The following is a 21319-nucleotide window of genomic DNA, read 5'->3' on the forward strand; positions in this document are numbered from 1 at the left end:
ATTTAATCTGATAATATCAAGTGCAATTAGTTAACTTGTTAACTAAAATCGTTAAAAGTCAGGTTGTGCCGATTAATGAAGGATTTCTTCTTATCAAGTAAAGCCATTACCCTCCTACAGTTATTTAAATATATTGAGTATGCGGATGAATCTCCGACACTTAAAGAAATTATGCTTCAGTTCTCACTTTCGAAAATTACGGCCATTCGCTACCTCAAAGAAATTCAGCAAGATCTTACTGAACTAGACCCCCAACTCAAATTAGTTACGGCCGACAATCAGTACAGTGTGGTCTATCCTGTAGGATGCTCATTTGGTGCTACTATTTTTAAGCTTCGTTACACTTATATTGTGCGCACCACTAAATTCCAAGTGATGGACGCTCTTTTTAAGAACAACTTTAGTTCAATCCAAGCGTTATCAGAGGCCGTTAATCTCTCGCCATCTACCATTCAAAACATCATCAAATCACTGAAACGTTATTTTCAACACTTTCACGTTTCGATTTCGTTTAGAGGCAACCAAAATATTGTTGGTGATCCACTCCACATCAGAATATTGACGGTTTATACTTATAGCGCAATTTATCGCGGGGGGTTATCGCCTGATTTTGTCACGAACCGCTCAAAATATACGCTCACTGTCAAAGACCACTTAAGTTTTTCACAACGTCATCAAATTGAGACGTTGAAGGCTGTCACTTATTTTGATTTAATCCAGAAAAAAAACATCGTGAACCTAACGCCAAAATTACGGCAATTACTAACAGCTGTTAATACCGTTAATCCAATTACGATTGAATTGCCTGGTTTCTCAGAACAAACTTTACAAGATGAATCTTTACTTCTTGGCTCTTTATTGCGTTTGCTAGTTGCCAATTACGATACATCTGCAGATAAAACTGTCATTGCACAAACAATTTTGGCCCTCGACACCGACTTTACAAACGATATCCAACTACTACTACGCGACTTCTTCATCACGTTTAAACTTGAACAAACTGAAACACATTTTTTTGAATCGTTTTACTACCTAGCAATTGCGCTCATTTATTTAGAATTTATCTCCGTCGATGTTACTGATTTTTTAGAATTCAGTATCTCTACATCGGCTTTTAAAGAAGAGAATATTAATGCTGATCCCGTCTTTAAATCCCTGCAAGAATTTCTCAATGATGAAGCGAAAATTTACCCTAAACTACTGAACAGCACGATGGGCACTATGTTAAATTCATTGTTTTTCTTCTTACTGGACTACAACGTTCAAATTAAGCCGTTGAAAATCAACGTTCAGTATACGAAAAATTTCTACGCTGCTAATATGATTATCAAAAGTTTGCAAGACGTTTTTGGCCCAGCAATCACCTTTATTGATCGCATCGATCAAGCAGATTTCATTGTCTCGGATAGTTACGAAAATTCTGAAACGTTAAAAGGCGACTTCTTCCTGTTCAACAATATTTTTAATCCACATGATTGGTCGACCCTCCTTAGCACCGTACTACAACAAGTTTATGGTAAGACCTTTTACAAAACGCTAAACCATGATTGCGTGTCTAAATACCACTAACCCGAAAAAGAACTGCCGATAACCTCGGCAGTTCTTTTTTAGTAACTTGTTGAGCAAGCTCTTTCATTTGACGGTTGCCTGTTGAAGGTCCTATAGTGACTAGGTAAGTTGCGCACAATCTTTTTCAGTGTGTTCCTAGTTTTTAAACTATTCTTAGGAGGTCAAATATTATGACAAATCAACTAACGACTAACGAGGGGCAACCGTGGGCGGACAATCAACATTCGCAAACTGCCGGCCAACGCGGCCCCGTCTTAATCCAAGATTATCAATTACTCGAAAAACTCGCCCACTTTAACCGCGAACGCATCCCTGAACGGGTGGTGCATGCCAAAGGCGCTGGCGCTAAAGGCTATTTCAAGGTTACCAAGGACATGAGCGCATATACCAAAGCCGCTGTTTTCAGTGGCGTCGGCAAAAAAACACCGCTTATCACTCGTTTTTCTCAAGTCGCTGGTGAAGCCGGCTATCCCGATACATACCGCGATGTCCGCGGTTTCGCCGTTAAATTCTATACGGAAGAAGGCAATTACGATATTGTCGGCAATAACACGCCGGTCTTCTTCGTCAATGATCCACTAAAATTCCCCGATTTCATCCACTCTCAAAAACGTGATCCCCGGACACATGCCCGTAGCCAAGATATGCAATGGGATTTCTGGTCCCTGTCACCCGAATCTGTCCACCAAGTCACGATTCTCATGAGTGATCGCGGGATTCCTGCTAGTTACCGGATGATGCACGGCTTTGGTAGCCACACCTTCAAATGGGTTAACGCACAAGGTGAACAATTCTGGGTTAAATACCATTTCAAGACGAACCAAGGTATTCACAATCTCAGCAACGAACTCGCCGATGAACTCGCTGGTAAGGATACTGATTACCTTCAAAATGATTTATTCGACGCAATTGAAACCGGCGATTATCCAAGTTGGACGGTTGCCGTCCAACTCGTCCCTTATGAAGATGGCTTGAATTATCCCCAAGATATTTTTGATGTTACTAAAGTTATTTCACAAAAGGATTATCCATTAATCGAAATCGGTCAAATGGTCCTCGATGAAAATCCAACGAATAACTTCGAAGATATCGAAGAACTGGCCTTCTCACCGGCTAACTTAGTCCCTGGGATTGAAGCATCACCCGACAAATTACTTCAAGGTCGACTATTTGGCTATAAGGATGCTGAACGTTACCGGCTTGGTGCCAACTACGAGCAACTCCCTGTCAACCGACCAAAAGTCCCCGTTCATAATTACGAACGTGACGGTGCGATGGCCCAAAATCAAGCAACTGGCGTTAACTACGAACCCAACAGTCAAGATGGACCCACTGAAGTCCCAGCAGCTAAGATTCATGGCGATCAACTCTCTGGTACAACTGGCAACTTCTCTGCCGATCCCGATTATTACTCAGCAGCTGGCAAACTTTACCGGTTATTATCAGCCGATGAACAAACCCGCTTAATCGAAAATATTCGCATGAATCTTGGTCAAGTGACTAAACCAGAAATTCAAATTCGCGAAGTTAAACAATTTTACCAAGCTGATCCAGAATATGGTCGGCGCGTCGCAACAGCGTTAAACTTAGATTTAGCTCAGTTTGAATAATCACTAACACGAAAAAATAGGTGGCCCCGTTTGGGGACCACCTATTTTTTATTCGTTATCTTTTTTCCCTGTCTCTTGTTTTGCCGCCCACTCTTTTTTCGTTAATAAATCAGAAACGTTCATCTTGATTTTCGTAACGTTTAAGCCAGTCATTTTATGCACTGATTTGGCGATTTGATCTGTTGTTTGTTCAAAAATATCTGGGGCTGATTTGCCGTATTCCAAGATGGCATCTAATTCGATTGTCACTTCTTGATCGTCGATATCAGCATCAACACCCTTAGTTGGGTCTTCTTCATCTCTGAAACGGTCTGCTAATTGACTCATCATGCCGCCTGATAATTCTAAAACACCATCGATATCATGAACAGTTTGTCCAGCGATTTTTTCGATCACGCCGTCAGAAAAGTTTAATTCTTTTTCGATTTGTGCGTTATGATCTGGCATTTCCTTATTAGGTTTTTCCATCATTTTATCCATTGGTTTGTTTGGCTTATCCATTATTCTAATCCCCTTTTTTTATTTATTGAACTCTTTTGTCAGTGTCGCTTTTTTTAGTGTTACTACCTTGTTGTTGCCATTCTTTTTTAGTCATAATGTCGCTGACATGGCTGTTAACTTCAACAACACTCAAGCCAGTCATTGATTCAACCGCTTCAGTTACTGCTGCTGTCAATCGTTCAAAAACATCGCGCGCATTACGCCCGTATTCCAAGATAAGCGTCATATCAATGGCGACTTGTTTTTCGCCAACTTCAACACTAATGCCCTTGGTAGGATCACTATCAGTTCTGAACCGATCAGCGATATCGCTGAAGAAATTGCCGTTCATTGATAGTAACCCATCGATGTCCTGTGCCGTTTTGCCAGCAATCTTCGCAATCACAGCATCTTCGAACGTTAACTTACTGTTTGCCAATACGTCATCTAAATGTGCTTGTTCTACCATTTCGCTGCACCTCCATTATTTATCTTGTTTTAAAACACGGTTCACTTGAGATCTAAATCCTTCTAAATCATCTTTAGAACCCGTTAAACTTGCTGCTATATAGCCAATCAGCCCGGCAATCAAAATTAAAATTAGGCTTACAAATCCGAAGCCGATCCAAATCGCCGCTAATGCTGCACCTGCAATAAAGCCCCAATAAGAACGTTTCATTTGTCTCACCTCAAATCACTTTATTTTGTGTCCGGCCTTGATCATGCGTGAGTGGTGCAAGTTTGACATTAACTGCCTTAATTGGCATATCAAAAACCTGCCGTAGCGCTTGTTGAGCGGTTTCTTTAACCGCCATTGCTTGTTTATCAATATCATTATTATCAAGCACTTTCGCTTTAATCTCTGCACTGACTTTTGGTTGGCGTCCCTTAAATGTTGTTTGGACGTAGACATCCTTTAAACGATGTTTAGAGATAATAGCTTGTGAAATCGTCTTTTCAACGGCCTTACGAGAAAGTGCTAATTCGCCCCGATCGGTCTTAATAATCATTTGCCGATTTTTCGGCGGACTGAACAGCGCGAGTAATAGAAGATATAGAAAAATTAAGCCACTAATCACACCTAGTCCAAGGCCGATATTGTTCACCCATTGTTCCGGCAACCAGTTAAAATTAATGGCTTGCTGATCCACAAATTCTAGCGGATAAACGAGCAAAATGAACCATGCTACCTGACATAATCCCAGAAAACTGGCTAAGCCGATCATAGTCTTTGTCAATTTGTTCATGGTGTCTGCCCCTTTGCTTTAGGATTTACTACGTGACATTAAGATTGATACTAAGAATACGATAATTACAGCGCCTAAAATTGAAGGAATTAATGCCATGCCGGCTAATTGTGGTCCCCAACTACCAAATAGGGTTTGACCTAGCCAAGCACCGACTAGCCCACCAACGATGTTACCAATCCAACCAGCAGGTAAGTCACGACTTGTGATCGCCCCCGCAATAATACCAATTACTGCACCAATAATTAAAACCCATAACCAATGAAACATAACAATCATCCTTTCGTAACTATATTATAATCGAATTGAATCCGATTACTTGTTCTCTTCCAATGTAGCAAGTTCAACGTCACTTTGTAAAAGTATCAGCTTATTCATTTTATAAATTTTAAAAAGCATATTCTTTGACATTATTTGTAATCGATTAACTTTACAGATTTATTTGAAGTTGTTTAAATGGGTTCAAAGCACTATTTTTTGAAGGGGTTGATGATCATCAAAAAGATTAATGTGATGTTTGCAGCAGATAATCATTATGCAGATCAGCTCTTAATTGGGCTTGAATCAATACAGAGACATATCGCTGCTACAACGGTAATTCATTTCTACATTTGCGATAATGCATTATCACAGCAAACTAAAACTAATATCAAGGCGCTTATGCAAGCGCGCCATGCTGTGACATTTTTAAATCTCGATCAACGCCGTCTAGCAAACTGTCCTGAAAGTAATCACATCAACCAGACCGCTTATTATCGGATCTTGGCACCAGAATTACTCCTAAAACATGGTGTGACGCGGATCTTATATTTGGATGCTGATATTCTAGCGCAGAGTGACGTTACCCCACTTTACGAAAGTGACCTCAACGACAATATCATCGGTGCAGTAATCGATCCTGGTCAAGCATTAATGCTCAAGCGCTTGGGCGTTTCCGCTGTCAAAGCTAAGGCGTTGTATTTTAACTCAGGCATGATGCTAATCGATGTCACTCGTTGGGAACAATTCCATATCACTCAACGAACATTAGCCTTTATCGATCATTATCCTGAGCGAATTATTTTCCACGACCAAGACGCTTTAAATGCCGTTTTAGCTGGAGACGTTCAATTTTTAAACCCTAGTTGGAACGTTCAAAATTCATTGATTTTTAGACAACATGCGCCTATTAATGCTGAATATGCGGCACTTTTTGAGGCAGCGATCAACCATCCTAAAATTATCCATTTCACGACTCACCACAAACCATGGAATACACTCAAAGCCCACCCTTTTTTGGCAGAATATCAACAATATCAACAACAATTAGCGACTCTCAGAAGTGACCAGATTAACATCGTATCGGCTGTCAATGCCACTTTTATTGAACCATTGGCCGTTTTGTATGCTTCGATTTTGAATCATAACGACTCACACCGTCACTACGCATTCTATGTACTCGCAGATCATCTATCCACCCGCGATAAAGTGCCGCTTCAAAAGGTCGTCGCCGCCTTTCACGCCACATTAACCTTCCTAGAAGTTGATGAAGCCTTACTTGAAAATATCGTGGAAAGCGACCGCATTTTGAAATCCGCTTATTATCGCATTCTCATTCCGCTCGTACTTCCCAAACTCGATCGCGCGCTCTACTTAGATTGTGATGCCTTAGCCACAGTCGATCTCGCCCGTCTTTGGGACCTCGACTTAGGTGACTTCTTATTAGCAGCCGTTGAAGACGCCGGTTTTCATCACCGCTTAGAAGCAATGGCGATTGACTACCAAAGCCCCCGCTACTTTAATTCAGGTGTCATGTTAATGGACTTGAAAAAATGGCGGGCACAAAAAGTGGTCGAACGGACACTAGATTTCATTAATCATCATCCAGACAAACTACGCTTCCATGATCAAGACGCGCTAAACGCCATCTTGCACGACCAATGGCTGCACCTGCATCCTAAATGGAATGCACAAACCTACATTTTGACTGCTAAAGTGACAGCGCCAGATGAACGCTTACGCCGCCAATTTGCTGAAACGCAAAAGGAACCAGCAATCGTCCATTTCTGTGGCCATGAAAAACCATGGCAAGCAGATTCGGCGCACCCCTTCACCCCACAATATCGCTATTACCGCTACCGCTTCTTAGAACGTAGCCAACAAGCTGAAATCCTTCCCTTTTCCACTCAAAAAACACCTAAAAGCCAATAAAAATAACCCCACGCGATGAAAATGGCGTGGGGTTATTTACTATTTACCAGATAAACAATGCCTTTTTCTTCAGGCGTAAAAGTGCTTCTGTGAAAAAATAATCAGCATAAATCAAAGGGACTTCGTAAGTAGCTGGTCGATGATAAGCCTCAGTACCACCGCCGATAATACCATCTTCTTCTTCCCCCCAATTACCATATTGTTGCGCTGTTGAATGTAATATTTTTTTAGCAATCATTGTATACTCAATTGATTGTTTAGAATCAACCCACAATGCTAGTTCTAAAAACCCACAAGCCGCAATCATCCCCGCACTCGCATCATGCAAACGCGGTTCAGCTGGTGCTCGAAAATCGGCCAATGGTATATGATTACTCTGTTCAATTTGTTGGCTAAAATATTGAGCTATTTTTTCTGCTAATCTTAAATATTTTTGATTCTTAGTCTGACGGTAAGTTAATGCAAACCCGTAAATCGCCCACGCATTACCACGGCTCCATGCCGAATTCGAACTAACCCCCTGCCCTGCAAGCAACTCAATAAACTGACCCGTATCAGCATCAAAACTCGCAATATGACCAACAGATCCATCTTCTCGGACTAAATATTGGGCGACTGTATCTGCATGGTGAGTCGCTATTTTTTTAAAACGCGGGTCCCCAGTTTGTTGACTAGCCCAGTAAAGTAGTTGGATATTCATCATACTATCAATAATGACCCAGCCCGGATGATCGTTCCAAGCAACTAAAAACTGACCCTCGATATTAAAGCGACCGGCTAATAAATTAGCCGCATGTAGCCCAGTTCGATAAGCTTGCTGATCCCCAGTGACACGGTAGTGCGCCACAGCAGTCAATAACCACATAAAGCCAACATCATGATGAATATCATTGAAGGTTGCTAATGCCCGATTCAAACGTTTTTCCTGAATAATAGCTGTTTCTAAAAAAGGCTGACGTTTAGTGGCACTATAAACTTGCCACAACAAGCCACCCCAAAAACCATTGGTCCACCAATCCGCTCCCCGTTCAACGACAACATCACTATAACGCCCGTCATAGGGAATATAAGGCGTTTTACCATCTAAATGTTGCATCTCCACTGCAACCTTTTCAATTACACGTTGTAAATAATCATCTACCCAATCTGCCATCTTATGAACCTCCCACCATTTCATATACAGGTTACAATAAAAACGACTAAAAGCGCATCGCTTTTAACGATACGCTTTAGTATTAGTTAATTTGGTTGAAGTCGAATGCCTTTAATCGACTAAACAGACGATCCAATTCCTCTGCTGTTAATTGGTTAAAATGTTGTGCCTCTAGTGCGTTAAAGTCATTTGCTAAAAGATAGGCCGTTAAATATAACCTTAAACCATTTTTACTCAACCGTAGATCATCTTCCCCCTTGACCTGCGCATTATTCAATAATGCTAGCGCAAAATCTTGTGGATCTAATTGAATTTTATTTGTTGCCATCTTAAATCAGCCTCCTACTATTTCACACTCCGAATGGCAGAAATCAAAATCCCACCAATCACTTCCATAATCACTGAGAATAAAAAGATTGCTTGATAACCCATTTCCGTAACAATCATCGAAGCAACTAATGCACCTAACATCTGCGCACCAGTAACACCTAAGTTAATTAAACCTAAATCCTTACCTGCTGTTTCAGCAGATGGTAAAACATCCAAGTTTAACGCCCCATCAACAGAATTATAAATCCCAGTTCCCATAGCCGCTAAAATGCCGTAAACGTACATCGTCCAAGGTTGTGCTGTAAATAATGGGAATAACGCTGCAAATCCCAATAAATAAGTGGCAATTGATACTGGTAATTTAACCCGTTTTAATTTATCGGCAAGAATCCCTGAAACGAGGGCAAATACTAACCCAATCACCAACATAATTGATGAAAAAACAGAAATAGCAGCACTTGCAGCATGATCATCCATCGACATATAATCCGTGAAAATATATAGCAAGTACGTGGTAATAATTGTGTGTCCCAAAACCATGAAGAATTTTCCAAATAATGCGAGGTAATAATCGCGAGCACCCTTAGTTGGTAATGAGAAGTGTTTAATCATCCCACCCTTATTCATGGTTGCTTTAGGTTCATCCAGATTCGATTGTTCCTGTGCTAGTAAGATATGCACAATCATTAACACCATCGCTATGGCAGCCATCACGTACAACCCAACTCGTACATCACCTAAAAACTGAGCCGCTAAAATTGCGAAGAGTTTTGGGACGATTGTGCCACCAACCCCATAAAAGGTTGAAATTGTTCCCCGCCATCGCGGTGCAATTCGATCAGAAATCTGAGCGTAAATAGCGGCGGCAACTGCATTTTCCGCAGCAGCCGTGATGACCCAAATCCCAATAATTAACATAATCGACTGTACATTAGCAATCGCCACTAATGAAATTGCTGTTACAATCGTTCCAATGACAATATAAGGTTTACGTTTACCCATTTTTGAACGCGTGACATCAGAAAATGCCCCAAACATTAAGTTCGCAATTGCTGCCGTTAGCGACGAGACCATCCCTAAAATACCAACCGCCCAAACTTTATGCGCAGAATCAATCTGGCTGAAAAGTTGTGGGAGCAACGTACTTCTCGTAGATGCAACTGGACCAATCCAGACTGCCGGTGACATAAACATTGCCATTGCAAAAGCCATTGGTAATTTAGGTTGATCTTCATCTTTTACCTTAGCGTTAATTGTTGGCGTCACTTTTTTGGTGGCGTTTACATTTTTAGCATTAGCCATTTATTTTGCCTTCCCTTCTAAAATCACTCTAATTAAGTTCAATTGCTTTGTTTGTGACTACTAGTATTGGCTGTGATCTGGTGTTTTTTAACTGAACGACCGGTATCTGTTGCCATTTTTGTTTAGCATAGGTTACATCTTGATGTGCATAAACTGCCGTTATTAACCAATGTGTGCCCGGTGTTAATGTTGTTTGGCGACCCGGTAAGGCAACCACTTCTGCTGTCATTAAATTGGTATTAGGAAAGCCGTGAATCGTCGCATCAGCTTGTTCTAAATGCATCGCTGCCAAGTTCACAATGCCACTGAAGCCAGCAGGTCCACTATAATAACTCCCTATTTGATCCGTCACTATTTGTCCGGGATTATCAGGCGAATCTGCGACAGCAAACCCGGTTTCATAAGCAACACTCGTTTGTGTGACTTCAATTCGATGAACTCTAATTTGCCAACCTTCAAAAGGAATTAACCAAGTTCGGGCTGCTAGTGCCTGGTTCACTCGCCAAGTTGAGGCAACGTAATCTTCCGTTTGACGCACATCGGTAACATTATGCCGAGTATAAAATTGATTCGTTTCGATTTTATCCTGTCCACCGCGACTTGCCGTCATTGTCGTATCTACTGTTTGTAAACCTAACATTGAATCCATGACTGCTTCTTCCTTTAGCTGATTTCCTCGTGGAATCGAAAATCCAAATTGACTGGAATAAGCAAACTTAAAATATTTTTCATTCGTTAAAGCATGATAGTTGGGGCCCGGTTGACCCGCATTCAATAACACAGTATGACCACGATCATGACTCGCTAGCAGATGTGGTACAGCTAGTAATTGTGTTTCTGCCATAACTGGTAATGCGACTTCCTCAGCTTGCCAATAGGCGTGATTGGCAGGTAAAGCCAACAATAAGAAGATTTTATTCGCCCAGTAAGGCGATGTCGGACTATTATAAGGTTCGGTCATTGTCAGTTGCGCATAGCCATAGCCTAAAGTTAGCAAACCACTATTATCAAAAATTGGTCGTTGAAGCCACCATCTTAAATTACGATTGATGATACCTTTAATAACTGCCACTTTTTCAGGCCAAATATTCCCGTAAACCATTGCACTCCAGAATGCGACTGCCGCATACCGATAAGTTAAGCTCCGCCCAAAGGGTACATTAGACCCTGATTCATCAAAGAAATGAATAAACTGTTCCGCAAAAAGCCGAGCGCGCTTCCTATAAATTGCACTCTGTGGTGCATCTGGTACCAAAACGCTATACATAATACCGTAATATTGAAAAGCAAACGGTGTGTAGTAGTCTTCACGACCACGCGCACTGTCTTGATACCATCCATCCTCACGATAACAATCCTCAATCTTTGCCAAGGCTGCTAAATAATCAGTTTCTGGCACCTCAATGCCAAGTTGTACTAAAACTTGATAAACAAGTATTTTGAAAAATTGCCAATTACCATCTGAACATTGATAGTCAAAAATTTGCTTAAACCAAGTTGCTATTTGTGTCTGTTCAGACTGCGTATATTGTTGCCATAAATAGTGATTCTCATGTAATAGGGCTAAGGCAATGGCTGACATTTCGACCATTCTTTGATCCCGATTGTGTAGTTGCCCCCAATATTCTGGTGACTTCGGATCAGTTCCTGCCAGGATACCGAGCTTAATTTCACGTTGCCAATCAGTTGGTATTTGGGTAATCGCTGGCCCTGCACCCCATAGAATCCGTGAGAAACCTTCAATACCAGCTATTCGATTACCATAACCAACGCCGGTTGTCCCAAAAAACACCCGCGATTTACCTTGATAATGCTGTCGTAAAGGCTGATTAATTTGTTCAAATAATGCGAGATAATCTGCTTTTGTTTCCAAGTGAATCCTCGTCATGTAATCGCTTCCTTTTAATAAATCGTTAAATTTAAGGCGAGTAATCGAAGGAGCGCTTCGATATAGAACGTATCCCCATAAATAATTGGTACTTCTCGATCTGATGCCCGATGATACTTCGCTGAACCGCCCGTTAATAATTCATCCTCTTCTGGATTGAAATTACAAAAGCGTTCGGTTAAAGCCCAGAACATTTTCAATGCTGATGCTCGATAAAGATGCTGTTGATCTGTTGGTAGATACTGGCTTAATTCTAGTAATCCGCAAATTGCAATCGCCGTTGCTGTCGTGTCCCAGTAAACAGGTTCTTCTGGGGATCTGAAGTCAATATGTGATACATAACCGCTCAACGCAACGTTTGCAATAAAAGCATTCGCGACTAACTTTGCTTGAGTTAAAAAATACGAATCGTGTGTATTTCGATAAGCTAGCGCTAAGCCATAAATCCCCCATGCTTGCCCTCGAGACCAAGCCGAACCTTCACCATATCCTTGCCCACCAAGGGTTTTTAATAACTCACCCGTTTGTGGTTCGAAAACTGCAATATGATTGACCGAACCATCTGCTCTCACCAATGCTTTAGTAGCGGTATAGGCATGATTGGTTGCAATTTCCGCAAATTCTGGTTTATTAAATGTCTCACTTGCCCAGTAAAGTAACGGCAGATTCATAAAGCAATCAACAATTACTTGGCCTTTTTTATCGACACCGTTCCAAGCCAATAAATAACGACCAGTTGATTGATAACGTCCTGCCAATATTTGAGCAGCCTTTAGTCCGCGAGTTTTAGCTTCTGGGTCGTTAGTTATTTTATAATCTGCTACTGCAGCATTTAACCACATAAAACCAACATCATGATCCAGTCGGTCTTCTTGCGCTAATGCAACATCTAACTTTTTTTCAATCGCTCGTGCAATTTCTAAGTATTGTTGATCCTGTGTCGCATGATACATTTGCCATAACAACCCTGCCCAAAAACCGTTTGTCCACCAAGTGATATGCGTACTACCAACATCAGTGTATCTGTGGTCAATCGCGATATAAGGAATAGTACTTCCTATCCTTTGACTTGTTATCTTCAATTTCTGTTGTACTTGCGCCCAGATATGCTGTAAATCATTTTCATTAGATTCCTTAATGTCCATCTGAATCCCTCCCTAGCATTTACTACCCGTTTCGTTAGTAAGCGCTTTCTCTACAAGCCTTATATTATCATTTTCACAATGTTATCCTTGTACGAATTCGTCGATTTTATGGTACACTTTTAGATATATGAAAGCGGATTTATATATTCAGATAAAATAATACTCTTTTAGTGTACTTAAAAATTAAACGACGAGGTTTATCATGCCAGGTATTTTCAATTTCCCTTATTTGAAATTAAAATCAATTTTAACCGTCAGTGAGCAACCCCAACAACTAGGCGCTAATCACCATTACCAACAAGCACAAACCTATCTTTTACTCTATATTAAAAGTGGTCAGGTTATTCTAGAGGGGCCATCAAACTATATTATTAATCCAAATGAGTTATTGATCGTCCCTACTGATAAACAAGTGAATTTTGCAGCTAGTGTGCCAGAAACTATTGCACTACATCTTATTTTCCAGGCCGAATCAACTGCTTTAAACGATCTCTCTTATCATACGTTTTCAATTGCCGACGACACATTGCTCACACAAATCAGTCAGGAGAGTCAAGAAATCGCAATATTACGGAGCCGTAAACCCGAAATTGCTCATGATGTTGAGATTGGCGAATTCTTTACTGTGTCCTGTGCACTTTTATACGCTGATGTAACCCGCCTTTTATTAACACTCAGTGAACAAACGATTAAAACTCGTCTCCCTGAATCAGTTATTACCGAGCAACCCAGCCCAGACCGATCGCTAATATCAACTAAACAACAATTAGCTTATTCCAAAACAATTTCAGGCACACTTTATAAAAATCTCCTGGTTAATCAAATCATCACCTATATGCACCAAAACCTTGAGCAAACAATGACCATTGATTCAATTGCTCAAGAGTTCTTGGTCGGTAGTGCTAACTTAAAAAAGATTTTTAAGCAAGAAACCGGCACAAGTATTATGACCTATTTTAAAACCATCAAAATGGACACCGCTAAAGAATGGCTAGCAGGCCATCAAAAAAGTATTACCGAAATTGCGAATCAACTTGGATTTAGCTCATCGCATCATTTTTCGACCGCTTTTAAAAAAAGCACTGGTCTTTCACCAACTGATTACTATAAACAGTTAATAACAATAAAATAACGACGCCTCTAACAGCGTCGTTATTTTTTTATTTATGATTCACTATCGTTGACAAAGTATCGTCTTAATGGTTTAATAATTTAAACCAACGAACGATTGGAGTTTTTTTATGCCAAACTATCAAGCACTACAACAGGATCTAACCGATGTCAGTCAATTTTTAATTGCCTTAGGCGATCCAAAACGCCAAGCCATTATCATCCGCTTATTAGAGGAAAGTGATTGTGACGGGCTACAAGTCAGTGAACTTACTGAAGCAACCGGCTTATCGCGACCCGCGGTTTCACACCATCTCAAAGTCCTCAAGGATGCCAAACTAATCGACTATCGCGCAGAAGGTACGAAGAACTTTTATTACCTCAATCACGATACGACCGAAATTGTAAAACTTAAACAATTTCTCGATAAAGTCACCCAAATTATGACCACCCATACAAAATAAGGAGCGTTAATCATGCAAACAATTCTAGGGAGCAGCGGCCAAATCGGCCAGGAACTCGCAAAAGAACTCTACAAAAACTATAGTCACGACATCAGACTTGTGAGCCGTAACCCGCGGAAGGTTAACCCTGAAGACCAACTCCACCCAGCTAATCTGCTCAATTTTGAAGAAACCAATCAAGCAGTCGCAGGGAGCGAAATTGTTTATTTCACAGCCGGTTTACCTATGAATTCTGATATGTGGACCGCTCAATTTCCGATTATGATTGATAATGTGATTCGCGCCTGTCAGATCAATCACAGTAAATTAGTTTTCTTCGACAACACTTATATGTACGCTAAAAATGCAACACCACAAACTGAAGACAGTCCTTTCCAACCAGACGGTCAAAAGGCAACGGCTCGGGCAGAAATGGCACAAACCGTTATTGATGCTATGCAAGCGGGTCAAATAGAGGCTGTTATTTGCCGCGCCCCTGAATTTTACGGTCCCGCCAAAACCAATAGTATTACCAATACACTTCTTTTCAACAAAATCAAAGCCGGGCAAAAAGCACGTATTCCCGTTAGTGATCAATTCTTGCGCACATTAATTTGGACACCAGATGCTAGCCGCGCCATGGCTTTAATTGGCAACACCCCTGATGCTTACGGTCAAACATGGCACCTTCCTTGTGCCGATAGCATTACTTACAAGGGCTTAGTTGAACTGATTCAAGAAATCACGTACCAACCTATATCCTATTCGATTATTAAAATGTGGCAATTCAAATTAGCAAGTTTCTTCAATCAAAATAGTCGCGAACTACAAGAGCTGCTCCCCCGTTATCAAGCCGACAACATCTTCGTTTCGGATAAATTCAAAACTCGCTTCCCTGAATTTAAAATTACATCGTTTGAAGAAGGCATTCGAGAGATATTGACGGTTTAAAAAGTATAATGTTAAAAATAGCGTCACCGAAAATATCGGTGGCGCTATTTTGTATTTATGACTGATTAATTAATTTTAAATATCGATAGATACTTGGTTCCGAGGTGCCTAATATCTCAGCAACTTTTGATAAAGCACCTTTAATTTTAAAAATACCTTTTTCATTTAATTTTCGACAAATTTCAATTTTCTTATCCTGCGTTAACTTAATACCTGGCTGCAGTGTATTGGGTGCTACTACCGCATAAATGATTTCTTCAACACTCGAATGGAGCACTTCTTCATTTGTAACGACTTGGCGTTGCTGTTGATGTTCGCTAGCCACTGTAGGTACTGATGCCATTAACGAATCCAGATTAGCAAGATTAATAAGATTATCAACCGCCGCTAAATATGGTTGCGCATTAAAATTAATACATAACAATCCCAACAAAACACCCTGATCATCCTTAATGAAGTAAGTAGACCCTTGAATTTGCTGGTTTTTATCACTACTAGCCTTGTAATTAACCACAGCATCTTGTTTTTGATATATTTTATTCCTAATAAGATCTAACGCGAAACCAGTGATCGGAGAATTTAAATTACGTCCGCTAATTTCAGCATTCTCAATCGCTGCAATATAGTACGAATCATCTTGATTAATCCAGTGTAAAACAACTTCATAATTACTACCTAAAACTTGACCTAAAAAATGAACTAATCCTTGATATCTCTCTAATTCGCTAACCATCAGAACCATCCTCCATTCACAATAGTGTTGTTCTTAGTATCCTTTATAATACTTAATTTCTCGATAGATTACAAACATTTATTATAATAATAAATTATTATTGTAAAACAGATTGCTCAGTTGTATACTTTGTTTATAATACTTGAGAGGATGATTATACATGATTAAAAATCGGTTATTAATTCTTGATAAGCTTAATATCAGTGTTGTTTCTGTTACCTTCAAGAAGTGGCGACACTATTCTAAATAATTACTAACTATTTATTAAATTCAAAATTAATGAAGGAGTGAGCAATTTGGAAACAACTACACAATCAACACCACATCTTTCGAGATCTCAAAAACATGCTGATAAGGCAGGCATGTCTTTAACGGAATGGCAGGCGGCCACTAAGTTTGACGGCACAGACTGGGGCTGGGTTTTTATGAGTATTGGTATGGCAATCGGTGCCGGCATTGTTTTTTTACCTGTTAAAGTCGGTTTAGTTGGCCTCTGGGTTTTCCTGGTTTCAGCTGTGATTGCTTATCCTGCTATGTATTTATTCCAAAAATTATTCATCAATACCTTAGCCGAATCTGAAAAATGCGAAGACTATCCTAGTGTTATCAGTAGTTATTTGGGTAAAAATTGGGGCTTCCTACTAGGTGTTCTCTACTTTTTAATGCTACTAATCTGGGTATTTGTTTATTCCACTGCGATTACAAATGATAGCGCTTCATTTTTACATTCCTTCCATGTTACTAAAACAGTCTGGTCAAATAACCCATTTTATGGGTTGATCGTTATTTGTTTGCTCGTCGCAATTGCTTCTCGTGCCGAAAAATTACTTTTCAAAATTTCATCCTTTATGGTTTGTACGAAACTAATCATTGTCTTTGTCCTCGGCGTTGTGATGATCCAACATTGGGATCTTAGAAATGTTGCAGCATTTCCTGATTTAGGTTACTTAATTAAACAAACAATCATCTTGCTTCCTTTCACACTCACTTCTATTTTATTCCTCCAATCCTTATCACCAATGGTTATTTCGTTTAGATCCCACAATAAAAATATTGAAGTAGCACGCTATAAATCAATTCGTGCCATGAATATTGCCTTTTTCACACTATTTTTCGTTGTCTTCTTCTATGCCATTTCATTCAATCTTGCTTTAGGTCATGACCAAGCAGTTGAAGCTTACGAGAAGAACATCTCGACACTCGCCATTGCTGCTCAGAATATGAACGGTAATTCAATTAAAATTCTCAGTTTCATTTTAAATATTTTCGCTGTTATGACGGCCTTCTTTGGTGTCTTTCTTGGATTCCATGAAGCCTGTCAGGGAATTGCCGTTAATATTTTACATCGGATTATGCCAAAGCATAAGATTAACAAAAAGAACCTTAGCTTCGGTATTTTAATCTTCGCTATCCTAGTTTCTTGGAGCGCAATCTTACTAAATGCTCCCGTTTTAAGTTTTACATCATTATGTTCACCAATTTTCGGAATGATTGGTTGTTTAATCCCCGTCTATCTTGTCTATCGTGTTCCCGCTCTCAATAAGCTCAAGGGTCCTAGCCTATATCTCATCGTTTTTACCGGTATTCTACTGATGATTTCACCGTTCTTAGCATTCATTTAAAAAATAAATAAGGAGTGATTATTATGTCTTTACAATCAAAACATTTCATTCAAGCCCTCAAAAATGGTGTCGTGCCCGCTACCGGTTGTACTGAACCAATTGCCGTTGCCTTTGGGGCCGCAACTTGTATGGCCCAACTGACTAATCGCGAGATTCAAGCCATTGAGGTGCACGTTTCACCAAACGTGATGAAAAATGCCCTAGCGGTTATGGTCCCTGGTACTGGCGAACCTGGTTTATTAGTTGCTGCGGCCGCGGGGGCAATTGCTGGTGACGCGACGGTTGGCCTCAGCGTTATTGAAGGCCTTCGCGCTACAGACTTACCAACCATTCTAGACCTCGCTCATTCTGGTAAAGTGACTGCTAAAACAGCACTTGTCCCTGACGATTTATATGTTGAAGTGACCATTAAAGATCTTGAAAATACGGTCACCGTTGCGATTGCTGGCAGCCATACCAATATCTTTTCTTTAAAAAAAGATAACCAAATTTTAATTGACCACCCCCGTCCCGCGGCGCACGCGAGCTCTGAATCAAAACAATTTTTACAAACTATGAACTTTAAGGCTGTTTGGGATTTTGCCATGAACGAACCATTGGAACACCTTCGTTTCATGAAAGAGGCGCACACCCTTAATTTAGCGCTTGCCCAAGATGGCTTTACGCACGACTATGGTCTTCAACTCGGCCAATCAATTAATGGTGCCAAACGTAATCACTTTGGTTCTGGCACTGAAAACGATCTTGGTAATCGGATGATTGCTTACGCGGCAGCGGCTTCCGATGCGCGCATGGGTGGTGCGCAATTACCTGCGATGTCCAACTCTGGTTCCGGTAATCAAGGCATCACAGCTACCATTCCGGTCAGCGTAGCGGCAGATGCCGTTCAGGCGACTGAGGAACAGCTGATTCGGGCACAAACATTATCCCATCTCACCGCCCTATACATTCACTCATTTTTGCCCGTCTTATCCGCCTTTTGCGCGACTGATTCGGCCGCAATGGGGGCCGCGGCTGGTGTGGTTTATCTCTATGACGGAACTTACGAAGATGCTTGTCATGCGATTCAAAACATGGCTGGCGACGCGGCCGGGATGATCTGCGACGGGGCCGGCTGTGCTTGTGCCATGAAAGTCGCCACCGCCGTTTCCTCAATGTACCGCGGCGTTAACCTCGCCTTGCAAGGAATTGTTATTCCAAATAGTAACGGCATTGTCTGCCCAACAATCGATGAGACAATTCACGGCATCGGACGTTTAGGCACAGAAGGCCTTCGGGAAACAGACCCTGTGATTTTAGATATTATGTTAAATAAATAAAAGAACCGTCTTGCGTGCCTAATATTGGCATTCAAGACGGTTCTTTTATTGTTTAAATTAAATCAATTGTAGCTGTTAAATCTGCCACTTCATGTTGCATTACGGTTGTTGGTAAAGCCTGGGCTTGCTTGCGGTTAACCCAAATCCGTTGCCAATTCAGGCGCTGACAAGGAATGATATCCCACCAATAACCGGCAGCAATATGCAAATGCTCCTCGTTAGTCACCATTAATTGATCAGCAACTTGGCCAAAGAAATTAAGCGTTGGTTTATAACAGTTTAATTGATCAGAGGTGTATAAATAATCAAATTCAACTGGGATTTGCGCCAAATTCTGCTTGAGAATTGGTAACGAAGCATCCGTCATAATTCCTAATTGAATCCCCTTAGCCTTCATTGTTTTCAAAAAATCGATGACTTCTGGGAAAACTTTTAAATTAGCCTGCACCGTTAACATTTGCGTTAAATCTGCATTCTCGTACTCATAATTGAAATCATGCGCACAATACCGCAAGGCTTGTTCGATGACCTGTTCGTAAGGCATGAAATATTCGCCATACATCATTCAATCTTCATACAGCTCAAAAGCTTTTTGAAAAAGTCCGCGATCAATCTGATGTTGCACGCCAATTTCTCCCGCAGCCTCATAAAATGGTGCCGTATCAACCAACGTCCCATAACAATCAAAAGTGATTAATTTTATCATCTGCCAACCAACCCTTCAGCCTATCATTTTCTAACTACCCCCTATTTTAAACCACTAATCCTCCAACCACAATCGCGTTAACTTTCAAAATAAAATTGACAAAATGTCATCAACTCATTACAATTTGAAAGTAACTAGTTCATTACATTATGGAAGGAGTTCGTTACGTGATTCAAAATCGCATTAAAGTCTTACGCGCTGAGCGCAACTGGACCCAGGCTGACCTCGCCGAACGAACCGGCATTTCCAGGCAAGCCGTGATTTCAATCGAAAAGTATAAATATACACCCTCATTAGAACTCGCTTTTAAGATTGCGCAGGTCTTTGGGGTCGAAATAACAACTGTCTTTTCACCAGAGGAGGATTCAAAATGAAGCAACTCATCATGTTAATTCTGATTATGCTGTTAGCAGTTTTCATCTTTTTAGATCTTCACTTCAAACACAATAAGTCGCGGGCCTACCAGAACGATGAACGCTGGCAATTAATCACCATCAAAGCCGCTAAGGTGATGGCTATTTTTCTTGATTCAATCGTTATTTTACTGGCACTGGCCATGACTTATTTCTTACTAACTGATGGTGGTAGTGAAATGATGACCATCAGTGACGCTGTCAGCGATGCTTTTTACATCTACGCACTCAAGTATCCCGTTGAATATTGCGCCTACCGTTACTACGATCAAGTCCTATAATATTAAAACGTTAATTCGTTATAGAAAAGAGCCCCTTATTCATGTCATTTATCCAATTGAGTTTTACATTAATTCTGATTGGCGTGGCAGCCGGCATCGTTAGTACCGTCGGCGGTCTCGCATCACTCGTTTCATACCCAGCCCTACTCGCACTCGGGTTACCACCGGTCACGGCCAATGTCACCAACACCGCGGGCTTAATCTTCACCGGCGTTGGCGCATCACTGGCTTCACGCAAGGAATTGAAACACCAAAAACGGGAACTCATCACGCTTTTACCGTTAACCTTAATTGGCTGTATTGTGGGGGCCTTATTACTCTTTAAAATTCCAGCAGAAACATTCCAAAAAATTGTCCCCTTTTTCATTTTATCTGCCGGCATTTTAATCCTCTTACCACGCCATCTCCAAGTTGGTCAACCCGCTAAATGGCAAGTTAGCCTCGCTTGGCTCGGTGTTTTCTTAGTCGGCATTTACAGCGGCTACTTCGGTGCTGCTTCTGGTGTCTTGATGCTATCACTGCTCTCAGTCATCAGCCAAGCGCCTTTCCAAGAATATAACGCCACCAAAAATCTAACGATGGGCCTCGCGAACTGTATCGCAACACTAGTCTACGCGCTTCAAACGACCATCAATTGGGGCCTTGTCTTGCCCCTTGGAATCGGCTTTTTGATTGGCGGCCTCATTGGTCCCATCATCGTCCGTCTACTACCAGAACGCCTAACTAAAATTGGGATTGGCATCGCCGCACTAGGACTAGCAGTTAGTTTATTTATGCAAGCCTATTAAAAAAAGTCTGTCATCATTTAGTATCCCACTAAATTTATG

24 protein-coding genes are annotated in these 21319 nt (G+C 40.8%); 11 read left to right on the forward strand and 13 right to left on the reverse strand.

The genetic code is table 11. The annotated features are described in order from the left end of the window. The first annotated feature begins 75 nt into the window (after positions 1 to 75). Together LEUCM_RS01765 and LEUCM_RS01770 are read left to right on the forward strand one after the other, a co-directional pair. Positions 76 to 1569 (forward strand): helix-turn-helix domain-containing protein, encoded by a 1494-nt coding sequence (locus tag LEUCM_RS01765; RefSeq protein WP_016264433.1) that lies wholly within the window; start codon positions 76 to 78, stop codon positions 1567 to 1569. A gap of 170 nt (positions 1570 to 1739) precedes the next feature. Continuing rightward, entirely contained in the window at positions 1740 to 3179 is a 1440-nt protein-coding gene (locus tag LEUCM_RS01770; RefSeq protein ID WP_025016123.1) for a catalase, read from the forward strand. A gap of 48 nt (positions 3180 to 3227) precedes the next feature. Here the strand turns inward: LEUCM_RS01770 and LEUCM_RS01775 are convergent, their stop codons facing one another. The 5 genes from LEUCM_RS01775 to LEUCM_RS01795 are packed head-to-tail and all read right to left on the reverse strand — an operon-like array spanning position 3228 to position 5176. Next, complete coding sequence (locus LEUCM_RS01775) at positions 3228 to 3680, reverse strand: Asp23/Gls24 family envelope stress response protein (protein ID WP_094365867.1); 453 nt, start codon at positions 3678 to 3680, stop codon at positions 3228 to 3230. Between the two features lie 22 nt (positions 3681 to 3702). Continuing rightward, positions 3703 to 4128, reverse strand: a complete 426-nt coding sequence (locus tag LEUCM_RS01780; protein ID WP_025016125.1) for an Asp23/Gls24 family envelope stress response protein — start codon at positions 4126 to 4128, stop codon at positions 3703 to 3705. Positions 4129 to 4143: 15 nt separating this feature from the next. Then, positions 4144 to 4338, reverse strand: a complete 195-nt coding sequence (locus LEUCM_RS01785; RefSeq protein ID WP_025016126.1) for a hypothetical protein — start codon at positions 4336 to 4338, stop codon at positions 4144 to 4146. Between the two features lie 10 nt (positions 4339 to 4348). Next, positions 4349 to 4906, reverse strand: a complete 558-nt coding sequence (gene amaP / locus LEUCM_RS01790; protein WP_025016127.1) for an alkaline shock response membrane anchor protein AmaP — start codon at positions 4904 to 4906, stop codon at positions 4349 to 4351. Between the two features lie 18 nt (positions 4907 to 4924). After that, the gene (locus LEUCM_RS01795) at positions 4925 to 5176 is read right to left on the reverse strand and encodes a GlsB/YeaQ/YmgE family stress response membrane protein (RefSeq protein WP_025016128.1); all 252 of its coding nucleotides are present in this window, start codon (positions 5174 to 5176) and stop codon (positions 4925 to 4927) included. A 219-nt stretch (positions 5177 to 5395) separates the two neighbouring features. Here LEUCM_RS01795 and LEUCM_RS01800 point away from each other — a divergent pair, with 219 nt between their 5' ends. Then, positions 5396 to 7096, forward strand: a complete 1701-nt coding sequence (locus LEUCM_RS01800; RefSeq protein ID WP_025016129.1) for a glycosyltransferase family 8 protein — start codon at positions 5396 to 5398, stop codon at positions 7094 to 7096. A 43-nt stretch (positions 7097 to 7139) separates the two neighbouring features. On the opposite strand, the gene LEUCM_RS01805 is transcribed toward LEUCM_RS01800, so the two are convergent. From LEUCM_RS01805 to LEUCM_RS01825, 5 genes are all read right to left on the reverse strand, one after another. After that, a complete protein-coding gene (locus tag LEUCM_RS01805; protein WP_052039211.1) occupies positions 7140 to 8249 on the reverse strand; it encodes a glycoside hydrolase family 88 protein in 1110 nt (369 codons plus the stop codon). Positions 8250 to 8331: 82 nt separating this feature from the next. Then, on the reverse strand, positions 8332 to 8577 hold the full coding sequence (locus LEUCM_RS01810) for a hypothetical protein (RefSeq protein ID WP_025016130.1): 246 nt from the start codon (positions 8575 to 8577) through the stop codon (positions 8332 to 8334). Between the two features lie 17 nt (positions 8578 to 8594). Continuing rightward, positions 8595 to 9881, reverse strand: coding sequence for an MFS transporter (locus LEUCM_RS01815; RefSeq protein WP_025016131.1), 1287 nt, complete (start codon positions 9879 to 9881; stop codon positions 8595 to 8597). 28 nt (positions 9882 to 9909) lie between these two features. Next, positions 9910 to 11769, reverse strand: a complete 1860-nt coding sequence (locus LEUCM_RS01820) for a DUF2264 domain-containing protein (RefSeq protein WP_056936443.1) — start codon at positions 11767 to 11769, stop codon at positions 9910 to 9912. Between the two features lie 14 nt (positions 11770 to 11783). Continuing rightward, complete coding sequence (locus LEUCM_RS01825) at positions 11784 to 12914, reverse strand: glycoside hydrolase family 88 protein (protein WP_025016132.1); 1131 nt, start codon at positions 12912 to 12914, stop codon at positions 11784 to 11786. A 202-nt stretch (positions 12915 to 13116) separates the two neighbouring features. On the opposite strand from LEUCM_RS01825, the gene LEUCM_RS01830 reads away from it, so the two are divergent. From LEUCM_RS01830 to LEUCM_RS01840, 3 genes are all read left to right on the forward strand, one after another. Continuing rightward, the gene (locus LEUCM_RS01830) at positions 13117 to 14046 is read left to right on the forward strand and encodes a helix-turn-helix transcriptional regulator (protein ID WP_025016133.1); all 930 of its coding nucleotides are present in this window, start codon (positions 13117 to 13119) and stop codon (positions 14044 to 14046) included. A 109-nt stretch (positions 14047 to 14155) separates the two neighbouring features. After that, positions 14156 to 14488, forward strand: a complete 333-nt coding sequence (locus LEUCM_RS01835; RefSeq protein ID WP_025016134.1) for an ArsR/SmtB family transcription factor — start codon at positions 14156 to 14158, stop codon at positions 14486 to 14488. 12 nt (positions 14489 to 14500) lie between these two features. Beyond that, complete coding sequence (locus LEUCM_RS01840) at positions 14501 to 15418, forward strand: NAD-dependent epimerase/dehydratase family protein (protein ID WP_025016135.1); 918 nt, start codon at positions 14501 to 14503, stop codon at positions 15416 to 15418. 55 nt (positions 15419 to 15473) lie between these two features. Here LEUCM_RS01840 and LEUCM_RS01845 read toward each other — a convergent pair whose 3' ends face one another. After that, positions 15474 to 16151 (reverse strand): helix-turn-helix transcriptional regulator, encoded by a 678-nt coding sequence (locus LEUCM_RS01845; protein ID WP_011373870.1) that lies wholly within the window; start codon positions 16149 to 16151, stop codon positions 15474 to 15476. Positions 16152 to 16438: 287 nt separating this feature from the next. Between LEUCM_RS01845 and LEUCM_RS01850 the strand changes: the two genes are divergently transcribed. Together LEUCM_RS01850 and LEUCM_RS01855 are read left to right on the forward strand one after the other, a co-directional pair. Further along, positions 16439 to 17773, forward strand: a complete 1335-nt coding sequence (locus LEUCM_RS01850; RefSeq protein ID WP_025016136.1) for an aromatic amino acid transport family protein — start codon at positions 16439 to 16441, stop codon at positions 17771 to 17773. A 23-nt stretch (positions 17774 to 17796) separates the two neighbouring features. Then, positions 17797 to 19092, forward strand: coding sequence for an L-cysteine desulfidase family protein (locus LEUCM_RS01855; protein WP_035148633.1), 1296 nt, complete (start codon positions 17797 to 17799; stop codon positions 19090 to 19092). Positions 19093 to 19144: 52 nt separating this feature from the next. On the opposite strand, the gene LEUCM_RS01860 is transcribed toward LEUCM_RS01855, so the two are convergent. Both LEUCM_RS01860 and LEUCM_RS09820 read right to left on the reverse strand, forming a co-directional pair. Beyond that, the gene (locus LEUCM_RS01860; protein ID WP_025016138.1) at positions 19145 to 19657 is read right to left on the reverse strand and encodes an HAD family hydrolase; all 513 of its coding nucleotides are present in this window, start codon (positions 19655 to 19657) and stop codon (positions 19145 to 19147) included. Continuing rightward, positions 19658 to 19798, reverse strand: coding sequence for a hypothetical protein (locus LEUCM_RS09820; protein WP_155512443.1), 141 nt, complete (start codon positions 19796 to 19798; stop codon positions 19658 to 19660). 167 nt (positions 19799 to 19965) lie between these two features. Here LEUCM_RS09820 and LEUCM_RS01865 point away from each other — a divergent pair, with 167 nt between their 5' ends. Genes LEUCM_RS01865 through LEUCM_RS01875 form a run of 3 tightly spaced genes read left to right on the forward strand, consistent with a single transcriptional unit; the run spans position 19966 to position 21280 of the window. Continuing rightward, the gene (locus LEUCM_RS01865; protein WP_011373865.1) at positions 19966 to 20172 is read left to right on the forward strand and encodes a helix-turn-helix transcriptional regulator; all 207 of its coding nucleotides are present in this window, start codon (positions 19966 to 19968) and stop codon (positions 20170 to 20172) included. Then, on the forward strand, positions 20169 to 20492 hold the full coding sequence (locus LEUCM_RS01870) for a hypothetical protein (protein ID WP_011373864.1): 324 nt from the start codon (positions 20169 to 20171) through the stop codon (positions 20490 to 20492). Before LEUCM_RS01865 ends, LEUCM_RS01870 begins: the two co-directional genes overlap by 4 nt. A 41-nt stretch (positions 20493 to 20533) precedes the next feature. Then, a complete protein-coding gene (locus LEUCM_RS01875) occupies positions 20534 to 21280 on the forward strand; it encodes a sulfite exporter TauE/SafE family protein (RefSeq protein ID WP_025016139.1) in 747 nt (248 codons plus the stop codon). Positions 21281 to 21319 lie beyond the last annotated feature (39 nt).

The organism is Latilactobacillus sakei subsp. sakei DSM 20017 = JCM 1157 (genome assembly GCF_002370355.1).
Lineage (GTDB): Bacteria > Bacillota > Bacilli > Lactobacillales > Lactobacillaceae > Latilactobacillus > Latilactobacillus sakei.

What these genes read in the sequence shown, in the direction of transcription:
- LEUCM_RS01860 (WP_025016138.1), bottom strand. Translation starts at nt 19,657, where the DNA reads ATGATGTATGGCGAATATTTCATGCCTTACGAACAGGTCATCGAACAA.
- LEUCM_RS01765 (WP_016264433.1), top strand. Translation starts at nt 76, where the DNA reads ATGAAGGATTTCTTCTTATCAAGTAAAGCCATTACCCTCCTACAGTTA.
- LEUCM_RS01820 (WP_056936443.1), bottom strand. Translation starts at nt 11,769, where the DNA reads ATGACGAGGATTCACTTGGAAACAAAAGCAGATTATCTCGCATTATTT.
- LEUCM_RS01785 (WP_025016126.1), bottom strand. Translation starts at nt 4,338, where the DNA reads ATGAAACGTTCTTATTGGGGCTTTATTGCAGGTGCAGCATTAGCGGCG.
- LEUCM_RS01845 (WP_011373870.1), bottom strand. Translation starts at nt 16,151, where the DNA reads ATGGTTAGCGAATTAGAGAGATATCAAGGATTAGTTCATTTTTTAGGT.
- LEUCM_RS01825 (WP_025016132.1), bottom strand. Translation starts at nt 12,914, where the DNA reads ATGGACATTAAGGAATCTAATGAAAATGATTTACAGCATATCTGGGCG.
- LEUCM_RS01855 (WP_035148633.1), top strand. Translation starts at nt 17,797, where the DNA reads ATGTCTTTACAATCAAAACATTTCATTCAAGCCCTCAAAAATGGTGTC.
- LEUCM_RS01810 (WP_025016130.1), bottom strand. Translation starts at nt 8,577, where the DNA reads ATGGCAACAAATAAAATTCAATTAGATCCACAAGATTTTGCGCTAGCA.
- LEUCM_RS01800 (WP_025016129.1), top strand. Translation starts at nt 5,396, where the DNA reads ATGATCATCAAAAAGATTAATGTGATGTTTGCAGCAGATAATCATTAT.
- LEUCM_RS01780 (WP_025016125.1), bottom strand. Translation starts at nt 4,128, where the DNA reads ATGGTAGAACAAGCACATTTAGATGACGTATTGGCAAACAGTAAGTTA.
- LEUCM_RS01805 (WP_052039211.1), bottom strand. Translation starts at nt 8,249, where the DNA reads ATGGCAGATTGGGTAGATGATTATTTACAACGTGTAATTGAAAAGGTT.
- amaP (WP_025016127.1), bottom strand. Translation starts at nt 4,906, where the DNA reads ATGAACAAATTGACAAAGACTATGATCGGCTTAGCCAGTTTTCTGGGA.
- LEUCM_RS01795 (WP_025016128.1), bottom strand. Translation starts at nt 5,176, where the DNA reads ATGTTTCATTGGTTATGGGTTTTAATTATTGGTGCAGTAATTGGTATT.
- LEUCM_RS01775 (WP_094365867.1), bottom strand. Translation starts at nt 3,680, where the DNA reads ATGGATAAGCCAAACAAACCAATGGATAAAATGATGGAAAAACCTAAT.
- LEUCM_RS01815 (WP_025016131.1), bottom strand. Translation starts at nt 9,881, where the DNA reads ATGGCTAATGCTAAAAATGTAAACGCCACCAAAAAAGTGACGCCAACA.
- LEUCM_RS01835 (WP_025016134.1), top strand. Translation starts at nt 14,156, where the DNA reads ATGCCAAACTATCAAGCACTACAACAGGATCTAACCGATGTCAGTCAA.
- LEUCM_RS01870 (WP_011373864.1), top strand. Translation starts at nt 20,169, where the DNA reads ATGAAGCAACTCATCATGTTAATTCTGATTATGCTGTTAGCAGTTTTC.
- LEUCM_RS01830 (WP_025016133.1), top strand. Translation starts at nt 13,117, where the DNA reads ATGCCAGGTATTTTCAATTTCCCTTATTTGAAATTAAAATCAATTTTA.
- LEUCM_RS01840 (WP_025016135.1), top strand. Translation starts at nt 14,501, where the DNA reads ATGCAAACAATTCTAGGGAGCAGCGGCCAAATCGGCCAGGAACTCGCA.
- LEUCM_RS09820 (WP_155512443.1), bottom strand. Translation starts at nt 19,798, where the DNA reads ATGATAAAATTAATCACTTTTGATTGTTATGGGACGTTGGTTGATACG.
- LEUCM_RS01770 (WP_025016123.1), top strand. Translation starts at nt 1,740, where the DNA reads ATGACAAATCAACTAACGACTAACGAGGGGCAACCGTGGGCGGACAAT.
- LEUCM_RS01875 (WP_025016139.1), top strand. Translation starts at nt 20,534, where the DNA reads ATGTCATTTATCCAATTGAGTTTTACATTAATTCTGATTGGCGTGGCA.